The organism is Bacteroides sp. RCH18, from assembly GCF_058231005.1.
This window is the reverse complement of the sequence record NZ_JBIPTC010000001.1, coordinates 2,135,324-2,153,292: the sequence shown is the minus strand read 5'-3', so window position 1 is coordinate 2,153,292 and position 17,969 is coordinate 2,135,324. Positions and strand designations below refer to the sequence as shown.

Here is a 17,969-nt window from a genome sequence, read left to right as displayed (position 1 = left end):
TTATTTATTTAATATAAATTTGTATATAGACGGTTGCCTTGATAATAAATGTTAATAGGGTTTTGTGCGTATGGTTTTAAATTTATGAAACGAACATAAAATTAGATAGATCACACAAATTAGCATGACAATGATGGAGCCTGATTGGCTTCCGGTATAATCTGCGCATACTCCCATGAGAGGAGGAATGATGGAGCCACCGGATATTCCAGTTATCATTAGTCCTGATATTTCGTTGGTTTTATAGGGTAATGTATGCAAGGCTAGCGAGTAGATGACGGCAAATATGCTAGACATTGCAAAGGCTATAATGCATACTAATAACAAAATAATGTATTGAGAATGTATCCAATAAATGCAGGATAAAGCTATTAATACAATGAACATATTGATCCGATAATAATAAATTTCGGAAAACTTTGCTAATAGAATTACACCGCATAAGGTCCCCAAAGTGCGAGCGGCAAAATACCAGCTTGTACCATAACTTGCAATCTCTTTAGTCAACTCTGCATTTTCAATTAAAAGTTTTGGGGTAAATACATTCATTCCTACATCTAAGCCAACAATACAAATGATGCCTCCGAATAAAAGGCAGATTGTTTTATTTTTCAGGAGAGAAATAACCTGATAGAAACTGGATGTTAATCTTTTGTCATCTTTCTCATTTATTGGAGTGAAAAATAACCAGATTCCGGAAATTAGAGTAATAGCGGCGAATATGGGAAACATTAATATCCAGTTGTTGAAATAAACAGAGCAGAATCCGGCCACTATAGGTCCTACAAAAGAAGATAGTGCTTTGATGAATTGTCCGGCTGTCATAATGCTTGATAATTTTCTTTCAGCGATAACATTGGTTAATAAAGGATTAAGTGACACTTGAAGGATGGTATTTCCTATGCCTAAAAGTGCAAAGGCGATATAACAGGCTGTCTGTGTGAATGTAAGTAATGGAAGTAACATTCCAATAAAAGTAGATAAAAGTCCTATCAGTGATATTGTTTTTCTACCTTTCTTGTCCATCCAGATAGAAATCGGGATAGAGATGAGTAAAAACCATACAAATACCATTGATGGCAGGAAACCGGCTTGGGTTTCACTCCAACTGAAATAATCTTTCGCATAGGTGACTGATACTCCTACTAAGTCACAGAACCCCATAATAAAGAAACCAAAAAGAACTGGTAGTATTTTACTTTTATTTTTCATATGTGTTTATTTATTTGAATGCATTTGGATTGGGTCGGTCACTCATAATGAAATGAAGTGTTCCTCCTTTTTTGAGTTTACTCCATTCTATATAGTTATTACTAAGGTGCTTGTTATTGAATCTTACAGATTGAATGTAACAATTGTCTTTGGATACATTTTCTGCTTTTATGATAAGTTTTTTTCCAGAGTAATAGGTATTGTCTAACTGAATTTCTACCCGGTCGAATCGCGGACTCCCCAGTAACCATACAGGATCTTTGCTGCAACCGCCATCCATCTGGAAAAGTCCTATGCTGCTTAAGATGTACCAAGAACTCATTTGGCCTTGATCTTCGTCTCCCGGATAGGCGTCTCGGGGCCCCATTCCATAATATTTTTCTTGTATAGCACGTGCCCATTTCTGGGTGTGCCACGGCTCACTGGTATAAGAGAAGAGGTAAGCTGCCTGCATATTTGTTTCATTCCCATGATTAATAGGATAAGCTCCCATATTATCTCCTAAAGCATTGAAGCTTACTTTTTCGGATGTTGCAAATCCGGCATTCAGCCGGTCGATGAATTGACGCTCTCCTATTAGATTGATGAGGCCTTTTACATCATGAGGAACGTACCAGGTGAATTGCCAAGCGCTGCCTTCGCAAAATCCGGGAGCATGATATGGGTTGGTGTTTTCGATCCATTCTCCGTTGGGACGTCGGGGGCGTACATATCCGGTTGATGGGTCGAATATGTTTTTCCAGTTATCGGAACGTTTCATAAATGTATTGAAGTCATCTTTTTTATTAAGAGAGTCAAAATATTGAGCAGCGCAATAGTCTTGATATGCGTATTCCATTGTATTGGAAACGTATGATTGATAATGCGGAGAATTCCAATTCCATGCGTCATCGTATAGAGGTACGTAGCCTTTGGTTATATAATCGGGATAACTCTCGTTACCGACTTGTCCTCCTCCGGGATAGTTTATCATAGTGGCTGTTTGTTGGTGAATTAATGCCTGATACATGAGTTGTCTGTCGAAGTCACGAATTCCATGTTGATAGCCGGAGACTATCAATGGCAAAGCAGGATTGCCTATCATGACTCTGAAATATTTCATACCGGGATTACCATTGGGGAGCCAGCCACCACGACGATAGAACTGCTCGTAAGTGTAAATCCAATTGGACATGTACTCCGGATAGAGAAGATTATAAAATGGACCTAATGTCCAATGCATTCCCCAAGCAGAATCACCTCCATATACGCTTTTATCTGGCTTGTCTATAAGAGCTTTGTTACCGTTCATATCTATCCATTCCCCATTCACATCATTCCAGATGGTCCGTGGACTGATAGAACGGTAAAGATTGGTGTAGAATTTTTGCTTTAACAGGTAATTGTCTGTTGTGATACTGACTCTTTGGAAAAGTGTTTCCCAGGTATCTTGTTGATTGGTGACAACTTTATCAAAATTCCATCCGAATGGTTTCGCTATTTCTTCTTCCAGATTTAGCCGTGCGTTATCAATGCTTACTAATGAAATGCCTGTCCTTACCATAACATCATCACCAGTGTTAAGGTTAAAGTCGAGGAAGATTCCTGCGTCCAGTTTGTCTTGACTGTTATTTTCGACTGTAAATATCTGTTGAGACTTCATGTTTGATTTATGCAGCTGTTCTATTTGGCTATATACCTTGTTTCGTATCCAGCCATTCATTGTTTTGAATGGCTTATCAAACTGCATGACAAAATGTAATTTATATCTTTGTACTCCATGGTATCCTGTTGATCGGCAATCGTTCAAGGTCCATCCCTCTATTTCTGTGTCAGATACTTTTTTTATGTATACATCTTCTAAATTCCAGTCGTATTCTGCTGGAAAGAAAAAGTCAACTAGTATTCGTGGCTGCTCTGCTTTGTTGAATGTGTATCGCTGAAGAGAACTACGGGTAGTTGCTGTTAATTCTGCTTGGATATTATAATCTGTAAGATTAACAGAATAATAACCGATTCGAGCTGTTTCGGTTTTCTTATTAATTCGGGAGCGATACCCATAGTCTGGCTGTTTTTCTGTTCCGGGTTGTATTTTTAAATCTCCCGTAGTTGGCATCATTAAGAGTCCTGTCATTGTCCATTCGTGAATGTGGCTGAATCCCATAATGTTTTCAACGTTATATTCATATCCTGCTTTCCAATGGGCATCTTCGTTATCGGGCATAAGTTTTACCATTCCAAATGGCATCCATGGACCGGGCCCTATCATCCATCGTGAACCACTGGAACCGGCAAACTGATCAACATAATCAATTGATCTGCGTAGTCGCTGGTTACTACGGATAAATTCTTGAGTTGCTACTGTTTGTCCTTCTGTTGATATTTTAACTTTGATTTTAGACTGGTCTTTAAGCTTTCCGGTTGGAATTTCGTAGATATTCTCCCCTTCTTCTACTTGTTTGAATATTTCCTTTTGGTTGATTTGTATTTTAAGTGTTCTGGATTTTTTAGTTATAGTTTTCAGTAGAAGAGGCTGTGTTCTTGTTCTCCCTTGTTCTAATTCATAATCAGCCATTTTCATTGAAATAATAGGAGTATCATCTATCTTATTGATTTGTGTCTCTTGAGGTCCGTTTAGGCAAATGGCGTCAAAAGTTAGGGATTTACCATTGAATAATTGCATTACAATCTTGTTGTACCCTTCCTTTAGATTTCCGGGCTGTATTGAATATGTTAGCTGTTTGGTGGCAGGCTGTATAGGAGAATCGTAATTCTTTCCGTTGACTTCCAGTCTTAAGAACATACCGTCTTCGTATTCTACATTCTCTATAAAAATATTCCATTGATATTTCTTTAGTGGATTGACATCGGATAGTTTTATTAAAATAGGAAGTTGTATTCTGCATTGTCCTGCCCAGTAAGAAGAGCCAGCCCATTCTGCTGTAGGTCCCGGTATAATGTATGGAAAATCGGCCGGTGTGTGTGCGCCTGCATAAAAATATTTTTTATTATCCCCAAAGCCGGAGATAATAAATCGATCTTTTCCATCCGGTGCTAAGGCAAACTCCTTGGATGAATTATCTGTTTTGCCAAGTTGCCAGATTGTGTTGTGTTGTGGAAATACATTCGCAATACAATATATGAAAAAGATAATTTGTAAAATAGTTCGTTTCATAGTAGCTGGATAAGATGTTTTTATTAAGACATTATTTCAAAGTAATTTCTTCTTTTACAAAGGCTTTTACCAACATTATTCTTTTGTCGGGGTTTTCATTTATGATTGTATATGATCGGGCGGCAGCAGGGATGACAAAAGTCTCTGCATAATTGAAGCGTTGTTTCATGCCGTCCTCTGTTTCAATGCAAACGGAGTCTCCTTCTACTATCATAAATACATGGCATTTATTTTCTGTATTCATTTGAATACGGTCTTTGAAGGTGTAACGATATACATCATAAAAATGCTCTTTATGGGTAGGTAGATGCTCTATGGTACACTCCTGATTTTCTTTCATGATATATGGATGGCATATCAATTCCTGGATTACTTTTTCCCCTTTTCTTTCAAAATATAGATTATTCATTCCGTGTTGAATGTTTAGAGGTCGTGGTTTCCCGTCTAATCCCATGCGTATCCAGTCGTACATTTTAAATGTGAAAATATAGGGTGCGCTACTTATTTCCAATACCACGCAATCTTTTCCTGAAGCATGTATGGTGCCATTGGGAATAAGAAAGAAATCGTGCTTTTTAGCCTGGTGTTTTTGAACAAACCTTTCTATCTCTACCTTCGTCGCTTTTTGTTGACTTTGTTCCAAGGTCTGTTGGAATTCTTCAGGGACGATGTTGTCTTGAAAGCCTAAATATACACATGGAGAGTTTTTACAATCTAATATGTAATATGTCTCATCTTGGGTGAATGGCATGTTAAAATGCTCTTGTATATATCGGGGGCGTGGATGGCATTGGATAGAAAGATTATCTCCGTCAAAGGTATCTAGAAAGTCGAAACGTATTGGGAAATCGTACTTAAATGTTTCCGAACATTCTCCTAATATGTTCTGATAATCACTATACATAAGAAAATCGAAAGATACTTCAAGTCGATATCCGTCGCTCTCCAGCATTAGTCCGTTTTCAAGTACCATCAGTTCAAAAGACCATGCCAGATTATTCACTTCCTTATTTAATCCTTGAATATGATTTTTCATCCATTGTCCTCCCCAGGCACCAGGTTCGAACCATGGACGAACTCTGAAGAAATTGCGGCTCATTTTGTGTAATCCTTCTCGTAGGTCATTTCCTGAAATCATTAATAGTTCATCCCATTCTCTTTGTCCGTCAATAAGTAGGTCAATCATAGGCAGGCATTGCTTTTTGTGCTTATTAAGAACAATCCAGTCTACAAAATATAGTTGTTTGTAAGCCTGTTGATTGTCTTTTCGATAATCTAATCCTAAATTATTGATGGCTCCGGCGCGCATTCTAAATTGAATCTCATTTTTAGGAACATCAATATAAATCAGGGGAGCTTTCCATTGAGATAGGGCTGCTCCTGTACCTATAAATATATTTAAATCTGCTTCTGGGTCAGGTTGTATGGAATTAAGTTTATTTTCATTAAACCAATTAACCAAATGCTTATCAGTAATGGTGCCGAATAACGGATTATCTCCTCCAAGATAAGGAGCAATCATTTTTTCAATAGTCAGTGGATCTTTCATTGCTACACTGGTATGAAAGAATCGCACATTCTTTCCTCTTTTTCTGAGTTCTTCTCCTAACTTAATGATTAATTCATCCCAGAAGATTCCAATATAACCATCAATTATTATTTGGGAATGTTTTTCTATCCAGTCCGCTAATTGGTTTATACCCTTTCCAATTTTGCCTTTTCCTAATGGAAATGCCGGATATATATCATATTCGCCTGATGGGGTGGCAGTAGAGTTAGTGGGTGCAATAAATTGCTGTGTGTGTCTTTTCTCTTTTGTATTTTTCATATTTTCAAGTATGTTGCTTGTGTAAATAGCAGATCCGATTAATGGCGACATATCCCATAATTTACAGATATCTATTTTAGTGATTAAATTGAGTTTCTCTAATTGAGATTGAATATTATCTAAAAAGAAGTCAGAAGCTTTTGCTATATTTCCTCCTATAATCAGTTTCTCCGGTTTAAATTTTAGTAGGAATGGAGTTATGAATTCTACGAAATTTGAAGCGAAGTTTTCAAATAATGACTGTGCATTATTGTCTCCGTTCGAAGCGCGTAATGCGATTTCTTTTACGCCAGTTACCTTTTTATCTGGAAATAGCATATTCCATGTATTTACAAACCATCTTGTCGAAAAATAGTCATCTGCCATTCCGTCTCGGTAAGGTATGTTGTAGAGATATCCATGTTCAGGTATTCCTTCTGTCAGTTCGGTCAAAACAGTATCATTTTCAAGAAATGTACTTCCAAGTCCGGTGCCGATTGTGACTATAATGCTTCTACTTGTGTCTTTTGCTGCTCCTGCATAATACTCTCCAAGGGCATAAGCGGATGCGTCATTTATGAAAACAGTATTCAGGTCAGATACTTTTTTAATTTCTTCTTTAAGGTTAAGGCCGAAAAGTGACTGAAACTTGGGCACACCATAAATGGCAACTATCCCTTTGGCATAGTCGCAAGGACCGGGCATGGCTATACCGATTCCGCCTAATTTAGATAGGGGTATACGAGTTTGAATGTCAGTAATAACTTTTCTGACTTTCGTAATGATGCTTGATGTTGAATCTGTGGCATTCAGCTCTTCGTGAGATAGTATGTTTTGATGAATGTCATTCGTTAGAGGGTTGACGATTCCACCTTTTATATGTGTACCACCTATGTCTATTCCCAAATAATACTTCATAGCTATTATGATTTAATTAATTAGTATGTCTGAACATATAAACATTTGCAAATGTATTCTTTTTCTTGAAAAGAACAAAAAGTATTGCCTGTTTTTATTTTTATTTTTATCTTTGTAAAAAAGTTAATCATGAAGATATTAGTTAACCATAACAGCGCAATCCCCCTTTATCTTCAGATAGAAGAACAGTTGAGGACTATTATCAAAGGGGAGGAATATAAACAAGGTAAAATGCTTCCAAATGAGATTGATTTGTCTAAACAATTGGGCATATCTCGTAATACCTTGAGACAGGCGATTAATAACCTTGTGAACGAAGGATTACTGATGAGGAAAAAGGGAGTAGGTACAGTTGTTGTAAATTCAGCTGTATGTTCCAAAGCTCAGAATTGGATGAGTTTCACACAGGAAATGAAAACTTTGGGAATTGTACCAATGAATTATGAACTTCATGTTAGCTGGACAAAACCTACAGATGATATAGCCCTTTTTTTTAATGCTCCTGATGTAAAAAGAATACTGAAGTTAGAGCGTTTACGTGGAAATCAAGAATACCCTTTCGTGTATTTTATATCCTATTTTAATCCTAAAATAGGTTTGACAGGAAGTGAGGATTTCTCCAGACCTCTTTATGAGATATTGGAAAGAGATTATCATGCTATTGCAAAAGTTTCTAAAGAAGATATTAGTGCCAGACTGGCTGACAAGTACATTGCTGGTAAGCTTGAGATAAAGGTCGGAGATCCAATTTTGGTGCGTAAAAGGTTTGTTTATGATCCGGAAGGATGTCCATTGGAATGGAATATAGGATATTATCGTGCGGACAGTTTTATTTATTCACTTGAGTTTGAGAGAAATATTTGATCTTATACCCATAAAAAGTGAAGATTATAAGGATGCCCGAATCCTGCTTAGTGACTGAGGTGTTATCCACAGATAAGACGCAATGTACTTTAAAGGCACATATTGCAACAGCTTCGGAGTCTCCTTAATAAGAGTCAGGTAACGTTCCTTTGCTCGTGGACTGCCGGAGTTGATAAGCCAGTTTTCTTGCAGAAGAAGCTGGTGATCCATCAGCCGCAGTCCCAGATTGGCTAGTCCGATGGAAGAATGATATAATTGATTCAAGGTTGCGCGGGATATGCTGTAGGCTACACTGTCGCACATTGCTTCAATATTAATCAGCGAATAAGCATTGTCTGCATATCCCCAGACGGAGAAAGCAGCTTCTCCGTCTGAAGCGAACCAGATGGTGGTATCTGTTCCGTCTTTGTGGTAATATGCCCGCCATATTCCCGTTTTTATAAAATAAAGATTGCTGTTCTTTGTTCCTTCGCGCACAATGAGGTCTCTCTTTTTGAAATGTACTTCCTCCATACAGTCCAGTAAAGTCTGTACGTCGCTTTCCGATACCTTGTATCTGTCGCAAAGTTTTTGAACGAATGCATCCATGATGCAAAGATACTCATCGCCGGTGGACCATGAAACGATCTTTGAAATAAATTCCGATAATATAGAGAGTTGTTAACAATTCCGCCAGCGGAACCGCCAGCCATATTCCCGGTACTCCTAAAACAGGAGGAAGTGCAAAGAACCCGATCAGCATGAATATCACTCCTCGCAGAAGAGTGATGATGGTGGCTCTCTGGCCTCGTTCGATGCTCTGGTAATAACCGATGCCTATCATATTGACGGCAAAGAATATGAATCCAACCCCAAAATAAGGAATGCCATTGATCGCAATATCAAAGGCCGGATAGCTTCGGTCAATGAATAACGAGACAATATTCTGACGGCATAGAACCGTGATGATGAAAAAGCTGATTCCGCAAATTAGAGCTGTACGGATGGCAAGATGCAGGGCTTTTTGAACCCGATCCGGTTGTCCGGCACCGAAATTGTAGCTGATAATCGGTTGTGCGGATTGTGCGATGGCATTGTACACCATAAAGATGATGGGGAAGAAGTAGCAGGCAATGCTGAACGCAGCTACTCCGTCTTCTCCGAGATGATGGATAAAGACATAATTCCCCAAAAACATCATGCAGGCGATGGAAGCCTCACTGATAAAAGCGGAAGTTCCCAGTTTTATCATATAGCCACCGTTACGGAGCGTCAGCATCAAGCTTTTCAAACTTAGCTTGATACGATACAAGTGAATGTTGCGGGAGAATCGTGTAAGATAGATTACGGTCATCAATCCGCCTACTACTGTTCCCAGACTGGTGGCAAAAGCGGCACCCATCATTCCCCAGCCAAATTCAAAGATGAATATATAGTCTAATATAATATTGAGTATAGCTGCGATGGCATTACATATCATGGCATAATTGGGCGATCCGTCCAGCCGGATAAAAAACATACCTGTGCCCAGCAATTCGTAGAATACGAGGAAGGGCAGATACCAGACCATATATTCTATGACAAGCGGCAACAGTCTTTCTGAACTTCCGAGTAAGCGTCCTAATGGCTCTACGAAGTAAAAGCATAAAGCGGACATGACTAATACGATGAATGCGGAGAATACAAGTGCCTGAGTAATGTTGATACTTGCCGCCTTGCGTTTGCCTTGCGACAGATGGATGGAAGCGACTACCGATCCTCCGATTCCGAACATGAGTCCGATGCCCGCTGCAATCATAAAAAGCGGGGCTGTAATATTGACGGCAGCCAATGCGTCGCTGCCAATTCCCTTACCTACGAATATACCGTCTGTGATGACGAATATAGCTGAGAACACCATTCCCAATACCGTAGGAACTAATAACTTACGGAACAATTTAGAGATGTCCATACTACCGAAATCAATACTGTCTTTCATGACTTTTTATCTTTAGTTTGTTGAAAACGGCTGCAAAGGTAGGGGTATGGAAGGAGATAAAAATTACCATTTGGTAATTTTTATCTGTCATGTTTGTTTTTGTTTAATCAGGATATGGAATATGAAATTTTTAATATGTAATGGCAATGTCGTCCACGCAGAAATAAGTGGGAGTGTTTATCCACATTCCTTCGCCGTCGGAGCTTGTCATATTAAAATTGAGTCGGTGTACTTTGCCCAGTGGTGTTAAATCTACCCGTTTCCATTCAGTAAGAATGCCGGCTGCATCTTGCGTACGGAAATCTGCCAGATAAAATTCGACTTCTCCTGTAATTGTTCCCGCTGTATTAACACCTTGGATTGTGAGTTTGAACCAATCCTTATCTTCATAGGAGAATTTTTTCCCAAAACCGTCTCCATTGGTCATAGATAGTACTGCATAAGTGTTGTTAGTAATGTAGGCATGGTCTATTTCGTACTCGGCTCCTTCTGTCTGGAAATACATATAAGCTCCTGATGTACCATAACTGGTGGCATAGCTTACAGCGAAAGTTGCTGAGCCGTTATTTCCTCCGTTCTTTTGATTATCGTCTCCATAAAAAACGCTGCATTGATTCATATAGTCAGCTTTTGTCTTGTTATTCCATTGCGAGATGGCAATTCCTCCGGATGCAAAACCATATCCTTGGGTCGTCGTATTGAAAAACAAATCGGAAGATACGTCATGATAGCCTTTATATAATTCCGGGGTTGAACCGGTATAATTTGTGTAGAGATTATCTCCGTATGCTGTCGGACCGGCAAGATATTTGGCATCTACATCCTCAAAGGTTATCAGATAGAATGCTTTTACCTTTATGGATGCCGTAACTGTTGTTTCGTTAAGCCCGGTTGCTGTAATTTCAATCGTACCGTTACTACTCATTCCTGTTTTCCCTTTTTCCGGAGCTGTTACAGTCAGTTTGCTATCTTTAATACTGGCTTCCCAACCGTTGGGTAATTCAAAAGAGGTGGAAGCTACTTCTTTTAGAGTGATTGGAAATTCGCGGCTTTCTCCATAGGTAAATTCTTCTGTTTCTTCTGTTGATAACTCTACAGAGGGATTTCCATAAGAGATGGGATCATCATCCGATGAACAGGCTGTCAACAAACAAATAAATACTAAAACGGAAAATAATTTTCTCATACTTTTCTTTTTATAGTTAAACATAAAATAATTTTGCATCTCTTATAAAATCACATGATCAAAGCTGATTGGCAGACTCTGATTCTGTTATCCCAATGACAGAATAAGCAATTGTGCCGTCAATACTCACAGAAGCTTCGTCAGCGGATATATGGTAATATATAGCCTACTGCCGGAGCATCGGAGGATGTCAGGTCATTGGAGTATGTCCATAAGTAAATTATTTAATAACTCTTGCCGTTTTTCTATTCCACGAGTAAAAACAGCTATTTGAAACTGAATGGCAGGTCTTCTGACTGACTCCCTTCCTGATGCCTTCCCGATCTGAATTTATCATGACAGTTCAGTGGCAAAAGTATATATCAAGAAGTTGAATGGAGCTTCACAGCAGCGGGACTGTCCGGGATTTTCACCCGATTCCCTTTTCATTTGAATAGTCGATATCACTATTCAAAAACCAATTCGGGAGCAAAGATAGTCGAAAATATAAATAAAACTAGCACGAAGACTTATAAAAATAAGTGGTTTAGGGGGAATGTTTTTACTTGATTCTTATTTTCATCTCCTGCGCATCAAATGTGATTGACTCGTTGCGGAACAATCTTTCTATATGCCCGCTCGTAATCATTTCACCGGTAGGCAGGCTGTAGAGTTGTGGATTATCAATCAGCATGATTGTGTCGCAAAGTGAGAGAGCGATGTCCAGGTCGTGTGTGGAAAACAGGATACACTTTCCTTCCTTTTGCGTCAGCTTCCGGAGGAGCAGACAGAGTTCGTAGCGGTTGGGCAAGTCAAGGAAGGCGGTAGGTTCGTCAAGCAGGATGACAGGAGTGTCCTGTGCAAGCGCACGGGCTATCATGATGCGTTGGCATTCTCCGTCAGACATTTTGTCCATCGTCTTTTCCGCATAGCTGTCCATGCCTACCAGACGCATAGCGTTGTCCACCTTCTCCTTGTCTTCTCCTTGCAGTTGACCGAGCCAATTGGTATAGGGGGCACGTCCCAGTGCGACGACGTCTCTGCATCGCAGGTTGGCGATGCGCACTTTGTCGGTGGTGACGAAGCTGATGTTCCGTGCCAGTTCTTCCGGTTTCAGTGAAGCGATGTTGTTCCCGTGCAGGATAATCTCTCCGTTTTGGGGTTTTTCCAGTCCCATGACGGCACGCAGCAGTGTACTTTTTCCTGTGCCGTTTCTGCCGAGCAGTGCGACGAGTTGTCCTCCCGTGATGTGGGCGGAGACTTTTTCCAGCAGCGTACGCTGTTCGTATCCCAGTGTCAGGTCTTTGAGTTGAATCATTTGAATATACGCAAGTTTTTACCTATTACCCATAAAATAACCGGAACTCCCAGCAGTGCGGTGATACAATTCACCGGCAGCAGGAATTTCTTGGCGATGATGTCGCATATCAGCATGGCGATAAGTCCTGTCAGCATGGTGCCCGGCATCAGTATCCGGTGGTCTGCGTTATCAAACAGCAACCGGGTGATGTGCGGTACTGCCAGTCCGATGAATCCTACGGGGCCGCAAAAGGCGGTGACTGTTCCTGTCAGCAGTGCCGTAGAGATGAAGACAAGCGTTCGCGAGCGTTTGATGCTCATGCCCATCGTGCGTGCGTAGTTTTCGCCAAGCAAGAGCAGGTTCAGTGACTTGATGCAGGCTACGGAGAGCAGCAGACCTATGCACACTACCGGTATCATGATAGACAGCTGTCCGGCTGTGATGTGGCTGAGCGATCCCATCGACCACAGGGTGAACATTTTCAGTTGTTCCGCCGAACTTAGATACTGCAATATCTGGATGATGGCTCCCGCTACGTAGCCTATCATGACTCCCATGATCAGTACGCCCAGTATATTCTTTACTTTCCGGCTGATGATGGCTACGCCCAGCAAGATGACGGCGGTCCCTATCCAGCCTGAACCTACGATGCCGGCGGATTGCAAAAGTGGGAAATCCGCCCAGCCGAGCAACGGGGCACCTAATATAAACAACGCCACTCCGAGTCCCGCACCGGAACTGACTCCCAGCAGATAAGGGTCTGCCAGCGGATTCTGGAAGACGGTCTGCATTTGCAGGCCGCTGACCGACAAGGCGATACCTATCAACCCTGCTACTACTACCCGGATAAAGCGGATGGAGAGAAGGATATTGCGTGTCATCTCGTCGCATTCGCCTCCCGTCAGTACGGCCCATACTTTGGGGATGGGGATATAAGTGTCCCCTGTCGCCATATCTATTAATAATAAGACTACGGCGATTATTCCCAGAGTGATGAATAAAAGGGTGGTGTGTCTACGAGGCTGCTTCATTCCAAGTGTCTGTAATAATAGGTTGAGTCGGATACAAGTTCGGGATGAAAGATATGAATCAGATCACGCAATACGACGTCCGGACGTACGACTGCCGATTCCCAGTAATCATTGCCTCCTGTGGCGGTTATCCGCAAGTTGTTGTTATAAACTGTTTTATCATGGACGGATTTGGCATCGGCAAACTTGGGATTCATGTTTTTCAGTTCGTCCAATGTGGATGCCGTGCCTACATTGATCCAGTAGTCTGCTTTTTGTATCAGTCCGTAGGCAGTTTCCAGGCCGATGGGGGCGGAGCTGTTGGAGGTGTTCTCCTTATATATATAGTCGGCTCCTGCGTCAGTGACCAGTTGTGCCATATAGCTCTGGGTGGAAGGCATCACCCAGCTGTCGTTCCACGGGGTGTTGAACATCACGGTAGGGTGATGCTCTACGGATGCGGTAAGGTCTTTCAGTGCCTGATAGCGTTTGGGGATTTCACTGAATACTTCGATGCCTTTGTCACGGCTGTCTGTCAGTTCGGAGAGGGCAACCAGCCATTCGGCTTTGCCAAGCGGTGACTCTTCCAGATATTCTCCTACATACATATAAGGGATAGCGAGTTCTTTCAGCTTGTCTGTCACGGCTGTCTGGGCATCACCGATGCCATATAGCAGTACGACGTCCGGCTTTAATCCCAGTAACAGTTCGTAGTTTATTTCAGGACCCATGTCCTTGATAGAATCTTTGTGAGCGAGGATGTAGGGATTGGCTATGTAATTGATGCCGGATACGGCGACGATGCGGTTCATCTGTCCCAGTGCGTCGAGCATGGCGATGTAGGAGGAAGACATACATACGATGCGTTGGGCTCCGGCAGGGATGGTCGGTCCGGTAAATCCTGCGGGGGGGAGCTCACCATTGCGGGAGATGAAGTAGGACATTGTTACATCCTTGGCTCCTTGCCACGGGTTGGATACTTGTATCAAGGTGCTTTGTGCATTCTTTGCGCCCAGTATCTTGAATCCGGTAGCATATTCGGGCGTGTATACGTCTTGCTTGAATGCTTCCAAAGAAGTTGTTTTATTGTATACGCAGCTTGCCAAAGAAAGGAGGCATAATAGCGTGATAGTTGAAATAATGGATTTAAATTTCATACGGATGTTTTTATCTGAGGACAAAAGTAGTAAAAAAGAAGAAAATTCACCTCCCTTACGAGAAAGTTTCGCTGGGAGGTGAATGGATTGAATCTAACTTTTCAGTATTGATGCGGAAAGTTATTTGACGAATACTACGGCGTTCACGTTGGCTGTGCCGGTATTGTTTGCTTTACAACTTCACAACTTAATTTAGAGTTTAGGTACCCATACTTTATGACTGCTATCTCTTTTACGATTAGTTATCGAGTAGTAAGGAATAGCAATAGCAGTCGTTTTTCCGTTACTTTTGATTATATTCACTCCATTCAGTAAGTCCTTTTGATAAATGATTTCCAATGGAGCATTTGTGTTTAATCGGAAATCTTTGAAATCCGGATTATCTACGTCTTCAAAACAGTAGATGATAGGACCGGAAGCTATACAAACTGTGTTGCTCAAGTCTTTTGTGTTAGTGTGTGCGGTGATGATGCGGGGTTGTATAGGTAGTTCAAGCTCGATTAGGTCTCCTTTCTGCCACTTTCTATTGATTTCGGCATAACCGTCAACGATTTTAATTGGAACAGATTTCCCATTGACGAACAGTTGGGGCGCTCCTTTTAAGTTTGATTGATAAAGCTCGTATGGATTCTCAATGCCTTGTGCCCATCCCGGGATACGTACTTTAATCGGAAATTTGTCTGTTTTCTGTGGATTTACGGAAATATTGACTTTGCCTTTCCAAGGGTAGGATGTTTCTTGTTTTAATTGTACGCTGTTTTTGGAAGAAAGCTTGATTTCTGTTTCACTGCCTATGAACAGGTTAATATAAACTCCTTTTTTGTCTGATGCATAGATGAATCCCGGAAGAGCAGATGTGATTTTCAAGAACATTGGAGGACAGCAAGGGCAACCATGCCATTCCCAACGATTGTGTTTCTCCGCGTTTAAGGGATTCTGATAGGTATAATTATCTCCTTTGAGTGAAACTGCGGTAAGCAAGCTGTTGTATAAAACGCGTTCCAGTTCGTCCATATACATTCCTTTACCGGTTAGCTCGTTCATTCTTTGGCTAAAGAATCCGGCGCCAATGGCAGCACAAGTTTCCAGATAGGCACCCGGAGGAAGGAAAAAGTCTGGACCGAATTTTTCGTCTTCGTGGATAGCGCCGACTCCTCCTGTGATGAACATACGTCTACCGGTCATATTGTCCCAAAGGCGTTTGGCTGTTTCTATGTATTTAGGTGAATGATTTTCCAAAGCGGCAGTAGTGATACCAGTTGCTAATAGTGTGGCGCGTACGGCATGTCCTTCAATGGTTTGTTGCTCAAATACCGGAATTGAGTCTTGAGCATAATCTCCCCATGTCGGACGACTATGCTCGCCATGCTCAGGAGCATTATATTGGGCATCTCTGATCCATTTTTCGGATTTGCCATTGCCCCAAGTCAACCATAAAGGATAGCCACAATGATGCCCTCTGTTTTCAATCCAGAAAGTAGCTAACTTCCAGTAAGCGTCTTCATTTACGGACACTGATAATTGTTTTTTAAGTTCCGGTTGTTCTTTGAATAGCCAGTATAGTTTGATAATGGCTTCTTCCGGGCCGGAGTGAGAGGGAACGATATTTTTCTTGGGTGCTGGTCCCATATAGTCTGCCATGTAATTTGTATAGCGGGTGGCGACTTCCAACAGTTTGGTTTTTCCGGTTGCTTTGTAGTAATGCACAGCGGCTTCAATCATCATGCCGGCATTATACACGTCGTGTTGCCACCGGAGGAAACCACCATTGTCTCCCCAACGGTGTTCCGGTTCTTTCAGAAGTGTATAAGTCTCTAAGTATCCGGTTGGTTCTGTCATTTGTGCTGCTTCGATACGGTCGATATATCTGTCAATACGTGTTTCCAGTGCTTTATCCGGATACATGACCAGATAATCTGCAATACCCCGAATCGATTCATAGATAAGTCCGTCGAACCACGGCTCTCCGAAGTGTCCCTGTGTGCCACGTTCACCTTTGGCCACTTTATCAAAATTACAGAAAGCATTGTGCTGTTCCGGGGTGTTGGTGTGTTTACCCTCGAATTTGTTTAGTACATCATTGATGGTTACTTCATTCCATGTTTTAAATTTGGGGCTCCAGAATGCGTCGTTCACTTTTACGTTTTCAATGTCCGCAAATTGTACTTTCCCAGTCTGTCCTTGTACCGCGCTATGTGGAGTTCCGGATAGTGTTGCTATCACTGCCAAGGATTTAAGTAGATTTGTACTTTTCATGTTTCTAACTTTATGTTTAACTTTCTAATTTATATGAGGATGAATCTGCCGCAAAGATAGAATATTCTTTTTGACTAGTACGAACTGGTCTGTATGTTGTAAAACACATACCACTCCGTACCAGTATGGCTGTGATATTTGTATCTTTGCGCAAAAATAACGAACGATGAAAAGCAATAAATCAAAATATAAGTTGGTAGTTGATTATGTGATCGACGGGATTAATGAAGGACGATTAAAGAAAGGTGCCTGGATACCTTCTCTTAATGAATTTAGAGAAATGTACGGCTTGTCTCGTGATACTGTTTTTTCCGGAATACGAGAATTGAAATCGAGAGGTATCATTAAATCGAATCCTGGAGTCGGGTATTATATCGTAAGTACGCGTGTTCCGTTCAAACACAATATATTTCTGCTTTTCAATGAGTTCAATGAATTTAAAGAAGATATTTATAATTCTTTTATGGAGACAGTAGGCAATTCAGCTACTGTTGATCTTTATTTTCATAACTATAATCGGAAGGTGTTTGAGACTTTGGTGAATAATGCAAACCATAAATATACTACCTATATTATAATGTCCGGCAAATTTGCCGATATTGGTCCTTTACTGGAGAGTTTATCCGGAAACGTATTTCTACTCGATCATTATCACTCGGAATTGAAAGGGAAATATTCGTCTGTATTCCAGAACTTTGAAAAAGATACTTATGAAGCATTAGTGTATGGTCTGTCCAACTTGCGAAAGTACAAGCATATTGTAATGGTTCAGAAAGATTCGAAAGAACCTTTTGAACGTTATGACGGATTACGGGCTTTTTGTAAAGAGCATGGCTTTACGCATGAGTGCATTGGCGAAATTCAGGGAAGGGAGATTGTAAAGCAGGAGGTGTTTATGGTTGTTAATGATAGAGACTTGGTCAATTTGTTGAAGCAGGCTGACCGTCAGCAGTTAGTTCCGGGAAAAGATTTCGGTATTATATCTTATAATGATACCCCTTTGAAAGAAGTGCTGGCAGGAGGGATTACTACTCTTTCTACTGATTTCAAATTGATGGGACGCACGATGGCTTCTCTTATTAATAAAAAAACGATTGAGACAATTGAGAATCCTTGGAATTTAAATATTCGTAATTCACTATAAAGACTATCTATCCTATATTTATCAT

The 17,969-nt window shown here is 40.9% G+C and carries 12 protein-coding genes and 1 riboswitch; of the genes, 2 read left to right on the top strand and 10 right to left on the bottom strand.

The window, feature by feature from the left end; genetic code table 11:
- Window positions 1-51 precede the first annotated feature (51 nt).
- The 3 genes from ACHLI0_RS08620 to ACHLI0_RS08610 are packed head-to-tail and all read right to left on the bottom strand — an operon-like array spanning window position 52 to window position 7,091.
- The gene (locus ACHLI0_RS08620; RefSeq protein ID WP_490748914.1) at window positions 52-1,212 is read right to left on the bottom strand and encodes an MFS transporter; all 1,161 of its coding nucleotides are present in this window, start codon (window positions 1,210-1,212) and stop codon (window positions 52-54) included.
- 10 nt (window positions 1,213-1,222) lie between these two features.
- On the bottom strand, window positions 1,223-4,366 hold the full coding sequence (locus ACHLI0_RS08615) for a GH92 family glycosyl hydrolase (protein WP_490748913.1): 3,144 nt from the start codon (window positions 4,364-4,366) through the stop codon (window positions 1,223-1,225).
- A 31-nt stretch (window positions 4,367-4,397) separates the two neighbouring features.
- Window positions 4,398-7,091, bottom strand: a complete 2,694-nt coding sequence (locus tag ACHLI0_RS08610; RefSeq protein ID WP_490748912.1) for an ROK family protein — start codon at window positions 7,089-7,091, stop codon at window positions 4,398-4,400.
- A 129-nt stretch (window positions 7,092-7,220) separates the two neighbouring features.
- Between ACHLI0_RS08610 and ACHLI0_RS08605 the strand changes: the two genes are divergently transcribed.
- Window positions 7,221-7,955: a GntR family transcriptional regulator gene (locus tag ACHLI0_RS08605; protein WP_008766589.1), complete on the top strand. Its 735-nt coding sequence runs from the start codon at window positions 7,221-7,223 to the stop codon at window positions 7,953-7,955.
- A gap of 24 nt (window positions 7,956-7,979) precedes the next feature.
- Here the strand turns inward: ACHLI0_RS08605 and ACHLI0_RS08600 are convergent, their stop codons facing one another.
- The 7 genes from ACHLI0_RS08600 to ACHLI0_RS08570 form a co-directional block, all read right to left on the bottom strand.
- Complete coding sequence (locus tag ACHLI0_RS08600; RefSeq protein ID WP_195365109.1) at window positions 7,980-8,543, bottom strand: Crp/Fnr family transcriptional regulator; 564 nt, start codon at window positions 8,541-8,543, stop codon at window positions 7,980-7,982.
- Between the two features lie 13 nt (window positions 8,544-8,556).
- Window positions 8,557-9,912, bottom strand: a complete 1,356-nt coding sequence (locus tag ACHLI0_RS08595; protein WP_490748910.1) for an MATE family efflux transporter — start codon at window positions 9,910-9,912, stop codon at window positions 8,557-8,559.
- Between the two features lie 130 nt (window positions 9,913-10,042).
- Window positions 10,043-11,098: a DUF4465 domain-containing protein gene (locus ACHLI0_RS08590; protein WP_225680244.1), complete on the bottom strand. Its 1,056-nt coding sequence runs from the start codon at window positions 11,096-11,098 to the stop codon at window positions 10,043-10,045.
- A gap of 265 nt (window positions 11,099-11,363) precedes the next feature.
- Window positions 11,364-11,576, bottom strand: a riboswitch (cobalamin riboswitch).
- A gap of 63 nt (window positions 11,577-11,639) precedes the next feature.
- The gene (locus tag ACHLI0_RS08585; RefSeq protein ID WP_234119484.1) at window positions 11,640-12,395 is read right to left on the bottom strand and encodes an ABC transporter ATP-binding protein; all 756 of its coding nucleotides are present in this window, start codon (window positions 12,393-12,395) and stop codon (window positions 11,640-11,642) included.
- Entirely contained in the window at window positions 12,392-13,408 is a 1,017-nt protein-coding gene (locus tag ACHLI0_RS08580) for a FecCD family ABC transporter permease (protein ID WP_008759785.1), read from the bottom strand. The genes ACHLI0_RS08585 and ACHLI0_RS08580 overlap by 4 nt, the downstream gene beginning before the upstream one ends.
- Complete coding sequence (locus ACHLI0_RS08575) at window positions 13,405-14,544, bottom strand: ABC transporter substrate-binding protein (protein ID WP_490748908.1); 1,140 nt, start codon at window positions 14,542-14,544, stop codon at window positions 13,405-13,407. The genes ACHLI0_RS08580 and ACHLI0_RS08575 overlap by 4 nt, the downstream gene beginning before the upstream one ends.
- Before the next feature lie 192 nt (window positions 14,545-14,736).
- On the bottom strand, window positions 14,737-16,800 hold the full coding sequence (locus ACHLI0_RS08570; RefSeq protein ID WP_490748907.1) for a glycoside hydrolase family 127 protein: 2,064 nt from the start codon (window positions 16,798-16,800) through the stop codon (window positions 14,737-14,739).
- Between the two features lie 166 nt (window positions 16,801-16,966).
- Here ACHLI0_RS08570 and ACHLI0_RS08565 point away from each other — a divergent pair, with 166 nt between their 5' ends.
- Window positions 16,967-17,944 (top strand): GntR family transcriptional regulator, encoded by a 978-nt coding sequence (locus ACHLI0_RS08565; RefSeq protein WP_008766583.1) that lies wholly within the window; start codon window positions 16,967-16,969, stop codon window positions 17,942-17,944.
- Window positions 17,945-17,969 lie beyond the last annotated feature (25 nt).

Excerpts from the sequence above, each read along its gene's own strand:
- ACHLI0_RS08620 (WP_490748914.1), bottom strand. The coding sequence starts at position 1,212 with ATGAAAAATAAAAGTAAAATACTACCAGTTCTTTTTGGTTTCTTTATT.
- ACHLI0_RS08615 (WP_490748913.1), bottom strand. The coding sequence starts at position 4,366 with ATGAAACGAACTATTTTACAAATTATCTTTTTCATATATTGTATTGCG.
- ACHLI0_RS08610 (WP_490748912.1), bottom strand. The coding sequence starts at position 7,091 with ATGAAGTATTATTTGGGAATAGACATAGGTGGTACACATATAAAAGGT.
- ACHLI0_RS08605 (WP_008766589.1), top strand. The coding sequence starts at position 7,221 with ATGAAGATATTAGTTAACCATAACAGCGCAATCCCCCTTTATCTTCAG.
- ACHLI0_RS08600 (WP_195365109.1), bottom strand. The coding sequence starts at position 8,543 with ATGGATGCATTCGTTCAAAAACTTTGCGACAGATACAAGGTATCGGAA.
- ACHLI0_RS08595 (WP_490748910.1), bottom strand. The coding sequence starts at position 9,912 with ATGAAAGACAGTATTGATTTCGGTAGTATGGACATCTCTAAATTGTTC.
- ACHLI0_RS08590 (WP_225680244.1), bottom strand. The coding sequence starts at position 11,098 with ATGAGAAAATTATTTTCCGTTTTAGTATTTATTTGTTTGTTGACAGCC.
- ACHLI0_RS08585 (WP_234119484.1), bottom strand. The coding sequence starts at position 12,395 with ATGATTCAACTCAAAGACCTGACACTGGGATACGAACAGCGTACGCTG.
- ACHLI0_RS08580 (WP_008759785.1), bottom strand. The coding sequence starts at position 13,408 with ATGAAGCAGCCTCGTAGACACACCACCCTTTTATTCATCACTCTGGGA.
- ACHLI0_RS08575 (WP_490748908.1), bottom strand. The coding sequence starts at position 14,544 with ATGAAATTTAAATCCATTATTTCAACTATCACGCTATTATGCCTCCTT.
- ACHLI0_RS08570 (WP_490748907.1), bottom strand. The coding sequence starts at position 16,800 with ATGAAAAGTACAAATCTACTTAAATCCTTGGCAGTGATAGCAACACTA.
- ACHLI0_RS08565 (WP_008766583.1), top strand. The coding sequence starts at position 16,967 with ATGAAAAGCAATAAATCAAAATATAAGTTGGTAGTTGATTATGTGATC.